Consider the following 12380-nt stretch of genomic DNA (forward strand, 5'->3'; position numbering starts at 1 on the left):
ATGACCCGAGCATCGCGCCATTCCCTATCGTCCACTGCCGCCCGGGCTTCTCTGTTTGCAGCCGTGTGCCTGACGGCCCTCGGCACGATGCCCGCACACGCGCTCTACAAGGTGGTGGGGCCGGACGGCAAGGTCACGTACACCGACCGCCCGGCCTTGGGAAAAGAGAACAAGGTCGAGAACGTGACGCCGATGACCTCGGGCGGCCTCGCCGACACCAGCACCCTGCCCTTCGATTTGCAACAAGTTGTGCGGCGCTACCCGGTGACGCTCTACACCGCCCGCGACTGCGCTCCATGCGACAGCGGCCGGCAGCTGCTGCGCCAGCGCGGCGTGCCGTTCGTCGAGCGCACCATCAATTCGGAAGCGGACAGTGCTGAACTGCGCCGCCTGGTTGGCAAGAACGACCTGCCCTCGATTTCGATCGGCGCGCAGGTCGTCAACGGCTTCGCGCCGGCGGAGTGGGCAAGCTACCTGGATGCCGCAGGGTATCCCAAGACCTCGCGCCTGCCTTCGAGCTACTCGGAAGGCCGCGCCACGCCGCTGACCGAGCCGCGCACTGCCCCGGCACCCGCCCCGGCACCGCGCGCCGCCTCTCCCGCACCGGCGACCGCCACCCCCGCCCCTGCACCGGCCCCGTCGCCAACCGGCATCCGGTTCTGAGTCGACCTGCGCCCCCCGCGCTGGACGCCGTGCAGCCGGCGTCAGGCGGGTTCGTCGTCCGACGGCAGCGGCAGCAGCGCCTGGGCACGTGACTCGGGCAACGCCTCCACCGAGCGCAGTTCACGCGCCATGACGCGGCTGCGGCGTTCGGCCATCTCGATGCTGCTGCTCGCCTCGTCGAGCTTCTTTCTCGTCTTGGCGAGCGCCTCGCCGAACTTCTGGAACTCGGTCTTCACCGCACCCAGCACTTCCCACACTTCCACCGACCGGCGCTCGAGCGCCAGCGTGCGGAAGCCCATCTGCAGGCTGTTGAGCGTGGCCAGCAAGGTCGTCGGGCCCGCCAGCATCACGCGGTGCTCCCGCTGCAAGGCCTCGACGAGGCCGGGCCGGCGCAGCGCTTCCGCATAGAGGCCCTCGGTCGGCACGAAGAGGATCGCGAAGTCGGTGGTGTGCGGGGGCGCCAGGTACTTGTCGCGAATGGTGCGGGCTTCGGCGCGCAAGCGCAGTTCGATGGCGCGGGCGGCCGCCTCGCTGGCCACCGGATCGGCGCGCTCCTGCGCGTCCAGCAAGCGCTCGTAGTCCTCGCGCGGGAACTTGGCGTCGATGGGCAGCCACAGCGGCACGCCATCGGTGCGCTGCCCCGGCAAGCGCAGGGCGAACTCCACCCGCGCACCGCTGCCCGGCACCGTCTCGACGTTGGTGGCGTACTGCTCGGGCGTGAACACCTGCTCCAGCAAGCCGGCGAGCTGCACCTCGCCGAAGATGCCGCGCGTCTTGACGTTGCCCAGCACCCGGCTGAGGGAGCCCACGTCGCGTGCCAGGGTCTGCATCTCGCCCAGGCCCTTGTGCACCTGATCCAGCCGATCGGCCACCTGCTTGAAGCTCTCGCCCAGGCGCTGCTCCAGCGTGGCATGGAGCTTCTCGTCCACCGTGGCGCGCATCTGCTCGAGCTTGCGTTCGTTGTCGGCCTGGATGGCGGCGAGCTTGGCTTCGACCGCCGTGCGCATCTCGGCCATGCGGTGGTCGGTGGTCGCGGTGAGCGCGGCCAGCTGCTCGGCCAGCGTCGACGAGAAGCGCTGCAGTGCCGTCGCCTGCTGCTCGGCCATGCGCGAGAGTGCGCCGTCCTGGGAGCCGGTGGCATGGCGCAAGGTCTCGGCCATGGATTGCTGGAAGAGCGACAGGGTCTGGGCCAGCTCCTGTCGGGTGCCGCGGGCGCTGCGGTCGACTTCCTCGCGCAACTCGCGCTCGCTGCGCTCGTTGTCGGCACGGGCTTCGTCGTGGAACTGGCGCAGCAGGTCGTCGGGCGACTCACGCCGCCACACCGCGATCAGGACGATCACGAGCAGGACGAAGAGAACAAGCAGCAGGCCGATGGCGATCCAGTCGAGGGGCATGCCCTCGATTGTGTCAGGCACGGCCGGCTGCGTGATCGATGCCATCGGCGAAACGCCCGTAGAGGACGGAGGGCATGTCATGGCCCATGCCGTCGATCACGTCGAGCGTCGCCCCGGGGATCCGGGCATGCAGGTCGACTCCGGCCTGGACGGGAATCATCGGGTCGGCACGGCCGTGGATGATGTGGCAGGGAGGGCGCAGCGCCGGCAACAAGGGGCTGCGGTCGCCGTCCGTGGCGATGGCCACGAGTTGCCGAGCCGTGCCGGCCGGCCGGTAGGCGCGTGCCATGTCGAGCTCGAGGCGCTCACGCAATTCCGCGTCGTCCATGCGATGCGCCGGCCCTTCGATGAGGCGGAAGAAGGCTGCACGTGCCGCGATCACCGCCTCGGCGTCGTCCGGCCTGGGGGGTCGCGCCAGCATCGCGGCGCGAATGCGCCATGACGGCCCCGGCACCCGGCGGGCGCCGCTCGTGGTCATCATGAGCGTCAGGCTGGCGAGCCGGTCGGGGTGACGGGCGGCGAGGTGCTGGGCAATCATCCCGCCCATGGAGGCGCCGCACACGTGGGCGCGCCGGATACCGAGGGCATCGAGCACCCCGAGGGCATCACGGGCCATGTCTTCCAACGCATACGGCCTGCTGAGCGGCAGACCGAAGGCCGAGCGTGCCGCGGCCAGCGGCAGGTTGGGCATGCCCAAGGCATCGAAGTGCTGGCTCAGGCCGGCGTCGCGGTTGTCGAAGCGGATCACGCGATAGCCGCGCGACACCAGCACGTCCACGAAGCGATCGTGCCAGCCGGTCAGCTGCATGCCGAGGCCCATGATGAGCAGCAAAGGCTCGCCCTGGGGCGAGCCCCTGACATCGACCTCGATCGAAATTCCGTTGGACTGGACCTGCATGTCGGATGTGCGAGGGGCCGGCGACTGCGTGGCAGTGGCCGGCCCCCCGGGGTGACGCTCAGTCGCGCGAAGCGCGCTTGCGCTCGTGCTCCTTGAGGTAACGCTTGCGCACGCGGATGGACTTCGGCGTGATCTCGACCAGTTCGTCGTCGTCGATGAAGTCGACGCCGTATTCGAGCGTGAGGTCGATCGGCGGCGTGATCTTGATCGCGTCTTCCTTGCCGGACACGCGGAAGTTCGTCAGCTGCTTCGTGCGCGTGGCGTTCACGACCAGGTCATTGTCCCGGTTGTGGATGCCGACGATCATGCCCTCGTACACCGGGTCGTTCGCCTTGACGAACATGCGGCCGCGGTCATCGAGCTTGCCCAGGGCGTAGGTGAAGATCTCACCGTCGTCCATCGAGATCAGCACGCCGTTCTTGCGGCCGCCGATGTCGCCCTTGTGCGGCTCGTAGCCGTCGAAGATGTTGCTGATGAGGCCGGAACCACGCGTCAGGTTCATGAACTCGTTCGAGAAGCCGATCAGGCCCCGGGCCGGGATGCGGTACTCCAGGCGCACGCGCCCCTGGCCGTCCGGCTCCATGTTGACGAGTTCGCCCTTGCGCTCGCCCAGGGCCTGCATCACGCCGCCCTGGTGGCCCTCTTCGATGTCGGCCGTCACGAGCTCGATCGGCTCGTGGCGCACGCCGTCGACGTTGTGGAAGACCACGCGCGGCTTGCTCACGGCGAGTTCGTAGCCTTCACGGCGCATGTTCTCGAGCAGGATGGTCAGGTGCAGTTCACCCCGGCCCATCACCTCGAAGATGCCGTCTTCGTCGGTTTCCTTGACGCGCAGCGCCACGTTGCTCTGCAGTTCCTTCTGCAGGCGGTCCCAGATCTGGCGGCTGGTGACGAACTTGCCTTCGCGGCCGGCCAGCGGGCTGGTGTTCACGCAGAAGTTCATCGTCAGCGTGGGCTCGTCGACCTTGAGCATCGGCAGGGGCGACGGGTTGGTCACGCTGGTGACGGTCACGCCGATGCCGATGTCCTCGATGCCGTTGATCAGCACGATGTCGCCGGGGCCGGCTTCAGCGGTCTGCACGCGGTCCAGGCCCTGGAACGTCAGCACCTGGTTGACGCGGCCACGCACGGCCTTGCCATCGGGGCCTTCCATGACCATCACGTCCATCGACGGCTTGATCGTTCCCTGGCTGATGCGGCCCACGCCGATGCGGCCCACGAACGACGAGTAGTCGAGCGCGGAAATCTGCAGCTGCAGCGGAGCGCTCGGGTCGCCGGCGTTCGGCGGCACATGGCGGAGGATGGTGTTGAACAGGGCCGACATGTCGGGACCCCATTGTTCGCCCGGCGCACCTTCGGTGAGCGAGGTCCAGCCGTTGATGCCGGAGGCATACACCACGGGGAAGTCGAGCTGCTCGTCGTTCGCGCCGAGCTTGTCGAACAGGTCGAATGCGGCGTTGATGACGGCGTCGGGCTTGGCACCCGGCTTGTCCACCTTGTTCACCACGACGATCGGCTTGAGACCGAGGGCCAGGGCCTTCTTGGTCACGAAGCGCGTCTGCGGCATCGGGCCTTCCTGGGCGTCGATCAGCAGCACCACGCCGTCGACCATCGACAGCGCACGCTCGACTTCGCCACCGAAGTCCGCGTGTCCCGGGGTGTCGACGATGTTGATGTGCGTGCCTTCCCAGCTGACCGCGCAGTTCTTGGCCAGGATGGTGATGCCGCGCTCACGTTCGATGGCGTTGTTGTCCATCACCGTGTCGACGACCTTCTCGTGTTCGGCGAAGGTGCCCGACTGGCGAAGGAGCTGGTCGACCATGGTGGTCTTGCCATGGTCGACGTGGGCAATGATGGCAATGTTGCGGATCTGTCTGGTAGTCATGCTGACGTTCTCTCTGAATGTTCCTGCTTCTCGGGCTCTTCGATCACCAGGAGGCCTTTCACCTCCGTCGGGCTCAAGAGCCTCGTCGAAATCAGTTCTCCGGCCGTGACCCGGGCGCTGCCCAGGAAGGCCTTGGGTTCGGGGCCGTAGACGCGCACCTGGGGCGCATCGTCGAGCGGCACGCGGCGGCGCAGCCCGGTGAGGAAGCGGCCGGCCTCCTCGCTGTCGAGGCGCACGACGGGCGCATCGGCCAGCAGCGCATCGGCATCCATCAGGAGCCGGTCGCGGCCGGCCTCGTCGAGCTCGGCGAGCTGCGCCAATGTCACCGCTCCGTCGAGGCCGAGCGGGCCGCTGCCGGTACGCCGCAGCGCCGCCAGGTGGGCACCACATCCGAGCGACTCGCCCAGGTCTTCGGCCAGCGTGCGAATGTACGTGCCCTTGCTGCAACGCACGTCGAGCGTGACGAGCTCATCCTGCCGGGAGACGATGTCGATGGCGTGAATCGTCACGCGGCGCGCAGCGCGCTCGACCTCGATGCCCTGGCGGGCGTATTCGTACAGCGCACGGCCGTCGCGCTTCAAGGCCGAGTACATCGGCGGCACCTGGTCGATCTCGCCCGTGAGGCCCGCACAGGCCGCGGCGAGTGCCGCGTCGGTCACGGCCACGGGGCGAACCTGCAGCACCTCGCCCTCGGCATCGCCGGTGGTCGTGGTGGCACCCAGGCGGAGCGTCGCCAGGTAGCGCTTGTCGGCGTCCAGGCTGATCTGCGAGAACTTGGTGGCCGCGCCGAAGCACAGCGGCAGCAAGCCGGTGGCGAGCGGATCCAGCGTGCCGGTGTGGCCCGCCTTCTCGGCGCGGAACAGGCGCTTGGCCTTCTGCAATGCGTCGTTGCTCGACAAGCCCAGCGGCTTGTCGAGCAACAACACACCGTGCACCGCGCGGCGCGGCACGCGGGGTCGGTTGTTCTGAAGCGACGCGTTGACCATGCTCACTGGCTCAGTCGTCCTTGGCTCGCGTGGCATTCGCCTGGGCGATGAGCGAGCTCAGCTCAGCCGCCCGTTCGGTCGTGCGGTCGAAGTGGAAATGCAGCGTGGGCACCGTGTGGATCTGCAGGCGCTTGAAAAGGCCGTTGCGCAGGAAGCCGGCCGCCTCGTTCAGCGCTTCCTCGGTCTGCTCGACGTCACCGACGAGCAGGGAGAAGAACACCTTGGCATGGGCGTAGTCGGGCGTCACCTCCACGGCCTGGATGGTGACCATGCCGACGCGGGGGTCCTTCAGGTCGCGGATGAGGTCGGCCAGGTCACGCTGGATCTGGTCGGCCACGCGGAAGCCGCGGTTGGGAATGGATCGTTTATGTCGCATGTGATGCTCCTCGCGGACTGCCCCTGAAACACAAACCCCGCCCTCTTTTGGAAGGCGGGGCAAGGGAGAGGTCCCGCGTTGCCGTTACAGCGTCCGGGCCACTTCCTTGACTTCGAAGAACTCCAGCTGATCACCTTCGGAGATGTCGTTGTAGTTCTTCAGCTTGATGCCGCACTCGAAGCCTTCCTTGACCTCGCGCACGTCGTCCTTCAAGCGGCGCACCGATTCGACTTCGCCGGTGTAGACCACCACGTTGTCGCGCAGCAGGCGGAAGCGTGCGTTGCGGCGGACCAGACCCGACGTGACCATCGAGCCGGCCACGGTACCGATCTTGGAAGCCACGAACACCGTGCGGATCTCGGCCGTGCCGATGACTTCCTCGCGCTGCTCGGGGGCCAGCATGCCGGTCATCGCCGCCTTCACATCGTCCACGGCGTCGTAGATGATGTTGTAGTAGCGAATGTCGACACCGTTGTGCTCGGCCAGCTTGCGCGCGCCGGCATCGGCCCGCGTGTTGAAGCCGATGATGACGGCCTTGGAGGCGATCGCCAGGTTGACGTCGGACTCGCTGATGCCACCCACCGCGCCGTGCACCACCTGCACCTTGACTTCCTCGGTGCTGAGCTTGAGCAGCGACTGGGACAGCGCTTCCTGCGAGCCCTGCACGTCGGCCTTGATGATCAGCGGCAGCGTCTGCACGTCGCCCTGGCCCATCTGGTCCATCAGGTTCTCGAGGTTGGCGGCCTGGCGCTTGGCCAGCTTCACGTCGCGGTACTTGCCCGAACGGAAGGTGGCGATCTCGCGCGCCCGGCGTTCGTCGCTGAGCACCATGAACTCGTCACCCGCCTGCGGCACTTCGGTCAGACCCTGAATCTCCACCGGAATGGAAGGACCTGCCTCGGTGATCGACTTGCCGTTCTCATCCAGCATGGCGCGCACGCGGCCATAGGTGGAGCCGGCCAGCACGACATCGCCGCGCTTGAGCGTGCCCGACTGGATCAGCACCGTCGCGACCGGGCCGCGGCCCTTGTCGAGCTGGGCTTCGACGATCAGGCCCTTGGCGAGCGATTCCACCGGCGCCTTCAGTTCGAGCACTTCGGCCTGCAGCAGCACCTGCTCGAGCAGGTCGTCGATGCCCATGCCGGTCTTGGCCGACACGGAAACGAACGGCGACTCGCCGCCGAACTCTTCCGGCACGACTTCCTCGGCCACGAGTTCGCTCTTCAAGCGCTCGGCGTTAGCCTCGGGCTTGTCCATCTTGTTCATCGCGACGACGATCGGCACGCCGGCCGCCTTCGCGTGGGAGATGGCTTCCTTCGTCTGCGGCATGACGCCGTCGTCGGCGGCCACCACCAGGATGACGATGTCGGTGGCCTTCGCACCGCGAGCACGCATGGCCGTGAAGGCCGCGTGACCCGGGGTGTCGAGGAAGGTGATCATGCCGCGCGGGGTGTCCACGTGGTACGCACCGATGTGCTGCGTGATGCCGCCGGCCTCGCCGGAAGCCACGCGGCTCTTTCGGATGTAGTCGAGCAGCGAGGTCTTGCCGTGGTCGACGTGACCCATGACGGTGACCACCGGGGCGCGGGGCAGCACCTCGTGGTTGGCGTCGGTGTCCTGCTCTTCCAGGAACGCGTCGGGATCGTCCAGCTTGGCGGGGAACGCCTTGTGGCCCATTTCTTCCACGACGATCATCGCGGTTTCCTGGTCCAGCTGCTGGTTGATGGTGACCATCTGGCCGAGCTTCATCATCGTCTTGATGACTTCGGAGGCCTTCACGGACATCTTGTGGGCCAGGTCGGCCACGCTGATGGTCTCGGGCACGTGCACTTCCTGCACCTGCGCCTCGACCGGCGCCACGAAGTTGGAACCGGAGTCGCCACGATCGCCACGGCGGCCGCCGCGCGGCGCGCGCCAGCCCGGACGGTTGCCACCGCCGCTGTTGATGGTCTTGAGGCCGCGCTTCTTGGCGGCGTCATCGGCCCAGCTGGACGACAGCTTCTCGGACTTGACCGACTTCTTGTCGCCCGGCTTGGCGGCGCCAGGGGCGGCCGCGGTCGTGCCAGGAGCCGCCGGCGTGCCGGCAGGCTTGTGGATCGTGCCCTTGATGCCTTCCTTGTTCGGATCGACCTTCGGCGGCTCTTCCTTCTTGGCCTGCAGCACGCGCTTGGGCGCGTTCATCATGGCGCGGATGGCGGCGGCTTCGTCTTCGGCGGCCTTGCGGCGCTTGGCGAGGTCGGCAGCGCGCTGCTTCTCTTCGTCGACGACGTCGGCGGCCTTGATCACGCGCAACGCCGGCTTGGGCGGCTCGGCCGGGGCAGCCGGTGCGGCAGCGGCTGCGGGTGCAGCAGCGGGCGTCTCGGGTTCGGCGGCAGCCTTCTTGCCTTGCTGGGCGGCGGCGGCAGCGGCTTCGAGGGCCGCCTTGGCAGCAGCAGCCGCGGCAGCCTCGGCCGCTTCACGGGCACGCTGCTCGGCGGCTTCGCGTTCGAGGCGCTCCTGCTCCTCGCGCTGGCGACGCTTCTCGGCGAGTTCCTCTTCCTGGCGGCGCAACTGCTCCGCCTGGGCACGGGCCTCGTCTTCGCGGCGGCGCAGTTCGGTGTCATCGACGACCGGTGCCGCGGGTTCCTCCGCAGGTGCGCTTTCATCGCGCTTGATGAACGTGCGCTTCTTCCGCACCTCGACCTGGATGGTGCGAGCCTTGCCGCTGGCATCGGCCTGCTTGATCTCGCTGGTCGACTTGCGGGTCAGCGTGATCTTCTTGCGGTCGCCGGCAGCGGTGCCGTGCGATGAACGCAGGAAATCGAGCAGCCGCTCCTTGTCGGACTCGGTCAGCGCGTCATCGGTGGACGCCTTCGCGACTCCGGCCGATTGAAGCTGCTCGAGCAGTGCCGCGGCTGAGCGGTTGAGCTCGGCGGCGAACTGGGCGACGGTGGTCACAGCCATTGTTTATATCCTTGCTTGGTACGTGCAGTGCGGCTTCGGTACGGAATTCTGGAACCCGGTCGTTGGAAGTCAGGTAGTGAACCAGTGCTCACGCGCCTTCATGATCAGCGCCTTGGCCTGGGTCTCGTCGACGCCGGTCATCTCGGTGAGTTCGTCCACGGCGAGATCGGCGAGATCGTCGCGGGTGTGGATGCCACCGTCAGCCAGCTTGGCGATCAGCTCGGTGGACAGGCCATCGAGGTCGCGCAGATTCTGCGACACGTCTTCCATTTTCTCCTCGCGAACGATTTCCATCGTCAGCAGGGCGTCTTTGGCGCGGGTGCGCAGTTCGTTGACGGTGTCCTCGTCGAAGCCCTCGATCTCGAGCATTTCCTGCATCGGGACATAGGCGACTTCTTCCAGGCTGCCAAACCCTTCGGCGATGAGGATGTCGGCGACTTCCACGTCGACGTCGAGCTTCTCGACGAAGAGCTTGCGCAGGCTGTCGGACTCTTCGCTCTGCTTGGCCTGCGATTCCTCGGCCGTCATGATGTTGATGCGCCAGCCGGTCATTTCGGAAGCGAGGCGCACGTTCTGACCACCCCGGCCGATGGCGATGGCGAGGTTCTCCTCGTCCACGACCACGTCCATGGCATGCCGTTCTTCATCGACGACGATCGACTGCACGTTGGCCGGCGCCAGCGCGCCGATCACGAACTGGGCCGGGTCCTCGGACCACAGCACGATGTCCACGCGCTCGCCGGCGAGCTCGTTCGTCACCGCGTTGACACGCGAACCCCGCACGCCCACGCAGGTGCCGATCGGGTCGACACGCTTGTCGTGGGAGATGACGGCGATCTTGGCGCGCGAACCCGGGTCACGGGCGCAGGACTTGATCTCGAGCAGGCCCTGCTCGATCTCGGGAACTTCCTGGGCGAACAGCTCGATCATGAAGCCGGGCGCGCTGCGCGACAGCAGGATCTGCGGGCCACGCAGCGTGGGATCGACCTCGGCGATGAACGCACGCACCCGGTCACCCGAACGAAGGTTTTCCTTCGGGATCATCTCGCTGCGCTTCAGGCGCCCTTCGATGCGGCCGGACTCGACGATGACATCGCCCTTGTCGAGGCGCTTGACGGTGCCGACGAAGATCTTGTCGCCGCGCGACAGGAAATCGGTCAGCAGCTGCTCGCGCTCGGCATCACGGATCTTCTGCAGGATGACCTGCTTCGCCGCTTGCGCACCGATGCGGCCGATGGTGACGGACTCCACCGGCTCCTCGATGTAGTCGCCCACCTCGATGTCGCTGATCTGCTCGAGTGCCTCGAAGTGCAGGATTTCCGAATCCGGCAGTTGCAGGCCCGCTTCATCCGGAACGACGTGCCAGCGACGGAATGTTTCGTACTCGCCGCTCTCCCGGTCGACGGTCACGCGGATGTCAACCTCGCCGCCATGCAGCTTCTTGCTGGCCGAGGCCAGGGCGGCCTCCACGGCGCCGAACACCACTTCGCGATCCACGCTCTTCTCGCGTGAGATGGCGTCTACCAGCATCAACAGTTCGCGGTTCATTGCTTACGATCTCCGTCAGTTTCATCAGCCTGCGCCTGTGCATCCGGCGCGGCATCCGCGGGGGCCGGCTGGAACCGGCGACCCTTGAAATCCACGACCGGCACCAGGCGGGCCTCCTTCACCTCGTCAAGCGAGAAGTCGAGCGCCTGCTCGACCTTGCCGGCGGTGAACACCAGACGCCAGCCCTCGCCCAGGGCCTCGAGGAGGCCCTTGTATTTTTTTCTGCCCTGGAACGGGACTTTCAAGGTCAGTTCGATTTCCTGACCTGCAAACCGCGTGTAGTCGGCCGCCTTGTTGAGCGGACGGTCGAGACCGGGGGAGGACACCTCGAGGCGTTCGTAGGGAATGCCCTCGACCTCGAGCACGTGCTGGAGCTGGCGCGTCACGCGCTCGCAGTCCTCGACAACGATGTACTCGCCCGCGGGATCGTTGGCGACGCGGTCGATGTACACGCGCAGCAGCCCCTTGGGGCTGCGCTCGCAGTCCACAAGGTCGTAACCCAGTCCGGTCACGGTGCTTTCAACAGCAGCTTGCCAATTCATCCAGTCGTCGGTCCTGATACCTGAAGCGCTTGGTCAGGCCGTGCCGTCGCTGCCCGGATGTGGGCCTCACCGCAAAGTCGATCAAGCAAAAAAAAAGGGCTGGAAAGAATCCGCCCATGCAGTTTTCTTGAGAAAAACGAATTGTAGCGCGGGCCGGTGTTACCGGCAAGGCCCGGAGCTGTCAAGAGCGAGGGGGCCCCATCGGACCGGCGCTCATGCGGAGGTCGGCCGGGCGCGCGTGGCGTGTGCCAAAATCCTGCGCTCTTTCACCTAGACGGAGTCACCATGGGCTTTCTGGCCGGCAAACGCTTCCTGATCACCGGCGTGCTTTCCAATCGATCGATCGCCTACGGCATTGCCAAGGCCTGCCGCCGCGAGGGCGCCGAGCTCGCCTTCAGCTATGTGGGCGAGCGTTTCCGCGACCGCGTTTCCGAATTCGCGGCCGAGTTCGATTCCAAGCTGGTGTTCGACTGCGACGTCGCCAACGATGCCCAGATCGACCAGATGTTCGCCGACCTGGCCCAGACATGGCCCGAGTTCGATGGCTTCGTGCATGCCATCGGGTTCGCGCCGCGCGAGGCGATCTCCGGCGAATTCCTCGACGGGCTGAACCGGGAGTCGTTCCGCATCGCGCACGACATCTCGAGCTACAGCTTCCCGGCCCTCGCCAAGGCCGCCCTGCCCCACCTGCGGCCGGGCGCCGCGCTGCTGACGCTCACCTACCTGGGCGCCCTGCGCAGCATGCCCAGCTACAACACCATGGGCCTGGCCAAGGCCTCGCTCGAAGCCAGCGTGCGCTACCTGGCCGCCAACCTCGGCCCGAAGGGCATCCGGGTGAACGGCATTTCCGCCGGCGCGATCAAGACGCTGGCCGCCTCCGGCATCAAGAACTTCGGCAAGATGCTCGAGATGGCGTCCAATTGCCCGCTCGGCCGCAACGTGTCGATCGACGACGTCGGCAACGCCGCGGCCTTCCTGATGTCCGACCTGGCGTCCGGCATTACCTCCGAGATCACCTACGTGGATGGCGGCTTCAGCCAGACGGCGCTGTCGGGCATGAACGGGGAGTGATCCCGCGCGACCCAGGCCGACCGCGCGGTCGGCCGGGCACCGCGGCTTTGGAGCCGTGATCGCCGGAAACGACA

General features: G+C 66.9%; 10 protein-coding genes. 2 read left to right on the forward strand and 8 right to left on the reverse strand.

The window, feature by feature from the left end; all coding sequences use genetic code 11:
* On the forward strand, positions 1 to 663 hold the full coding sequence (locus ACSQ2F_RS11420) for a glutaredoxin family protein (RefSeq protein ID WP_436022815.1): 663 nt from the start codon (positions 1 to 3) through the stop codon (positions 661 to 663).
* A gap of 41 nt (positions 664 to 704) precedes the next feature.
* On the opposite strand, the gene ACSQ2F_RS11425 is transcribed toward ACSQ2F_RS11420, so the two are convergent.
* The 8 genes from ACSQ2F_RS11425 to rimP form a co-directional block, all read right to left on the reverse strand.
* Positions 705 to 2057, reverse strand: a complete 1353-nt coding sequence (locus ACSQ2F_RS11425; RefSeq protein WP_436022817.1) for a DNA recombination protein RmuC — start codon at positions 2055 to 2057, stop codon at positions 705 to 707.
* 13 nt (positions 2058 to 2070) lie between these two features.
* A complete protein-coding gene (locus ACSQ2F_RS11430; protein WP_436022819.1) occupies positions 2071 to 2955 on the reverse strand; it encodes an alpha/beta fold hydrolase in 885 nt (294 codons plus the stop codon).
* A gap of 58 nt (positions 2956 to 3013) precedes the next feature.
* On the reverse strand, positions 3014 to 4840 hold the full coding sequence (gene typA, locus ACSQ2F_RS11435) for a translational GTPase TypA (RefSeq protein ID WP_436022821.1): 1827 nt from the start codon (positions 4838 to 4840) through the stop codon (positions 3014 to 3016).
* Positions 4837 to 5826: a tRNA pseudouridine(55) synthase TruB gene (gene truB, locus ACSQ2F_RS11440; protein WP_436022823.1), complete on the reverse strand. Its 990-nt coding sequence runs from the start codon at positions 5824 to 5826 to the stop codon at positions 4837 to 4839. The genes typA and truB overlap by 4 nt, the downstream gene beginning before the upstream one ends.
* A gap of 10 nt (positions 5827 to 5836) precedes the next feature.
* On the reverse strand, positions 5837 to 6202 hold the full coding sequence (gene rbfA, locus ACSQ2F_RS11445) for a 30S ribosome-binding factor RbfA (RefSeq protein ID WP_436022825.1): 366 nt from the start codon (positions 6200 to 6202) through the stop codon (positions 5837 to 5839).
* An 84-nt stretch (positions 6203 to 6286) separates the two neighbouring features.
* Positions 6287 to 9145 (reverse strand): translation initiation factor IF-2, encoded by a 2859-nt coding sequence (infB, locus tag ACSQ2F_RS11450; protein WP_436022827.1) that lies wholly within the window; start codon positions 9143 to 9145, stop codon positions 6287 to 6289.
* A 69-nt stretch (positions 9146 to 9214) separates the two neighbouring features.
* Positions 9215 to 10693, reverse strand: coding sequence for a transcription termination factor NusA (gene nusA, locus ACSQ2F_RS11455; RefSeq protein ID WP_436022829.1), 1479 nt, complete (start codon positions 10691 to 10693; stop codon positions 9215 to 9217).
* The gene (gene rimP, locus ACSQ2F_RS11460) at positions 10690 to 11235 is read right to left on the reverse strand and encodes a ribosome maturation factor RimP (protein ID WP_436022831.1); all 546 of its coding nucleotides are present in this window, start codon (positions 11233 to 11235) and stop codon (positions 10690 to 10692) included. Before rimP ends, nusA begins: the two co-directional genes overlap by 4 nt.
* Before the next feature lie 285 nt (positions 11236 to 11520).
* Between rimP and fabI the strand changes: the two genes are divergently transcribed.
* Complete coding sequence (gene fabI, locus ACSQ2F_RS11465; RefSeq protein ID WP_436022833.1) at positions 11521 to 12306, forward strand: enoyl-ACP reductase FabI; 786 nt, start codon at positions 11521 to 11523, stop codon at positions 12304 to 12306.
* The last annotated feature ends 74 nt before the right edge of the window (positions 12307 to 12380 follow it).

This window comes from Rhizobacter sp. LjRoot28 (assembly GCF_964253025.1).
In the GTDB taxonomy this organism is placed as follows: Bacteria; Pseudomonadota; Gammaproteobacteria; order Burkholderiales; family Burkholderiaceae_C; genus Rhizobacter.

Coding starts and splice junctions, on each gene's coding strand:
- ACSQ2F_RS11420 (WP_436022815.1), top strand. CDS start 1: ATGACCCGAGCATCGCGCCATTCCCTATCGTCCACTGCCGCCCGGGCT.
- ACSQ2F_RS11425 (WP_436022817.1), bottom strand. CDS start 2,057: ATGCCCCTCGACTGGATCGCCATCGGCCTGCTGCTTGTTCTCTTCGTC.
- ACSQ2F_RS11430 (WP_436022819.1), bottom strand. CDS start 2,955: ATGCAGGTCCAGTCCAACGGAATTTCGATCGAGGTCGATGTCAGGGGC.
- typA (WP_436022821.1), bottom strand. CDS start 4,840: ATGACTACCAGACAGATCCGCAACATTGCCATCATTGCCCACGTCGAC.
- truB (WP_436022823.1), bottom strand. CDS start 5,826: ATGGTCAACGCGTCGCTTCAGAACAACCGACCCCGCGTGCCGCGCCGC.
- rbfA (WP_436022825.1), bottom strand. CDS start 6,202: ATGCGACATAAACGATCCATTCCCAACCGCGGCTTCCGCGTGGCCGAC.
- infB (WP_436022827.1), bottom strand. CDS start 9,145: ATGGCTGTGACCACCGTCGCCCAGTTCGCCGCCGAGCTCAACCGCTCA.
- nusA (WP_436022829.1), bottom strand. CDS start 10,693: ATGAACCGCGAACTGTTGATGCTGGTAGACGCCATCTCACGCGAGAAG.
- rimP (WP_436022831.1), bottom strand. CDS start 11,235: ATGAATTGGCAAGCTGCTGTTGAAAGCACCGTGACCGGACTGGGTTAC.
- fabI (WP_436022833.1), top strand. CDS start 11,521: ATGGGCTTTCTGGCCGGCAAACGCTTCCTGATCACCGGCGTGCTTTCC.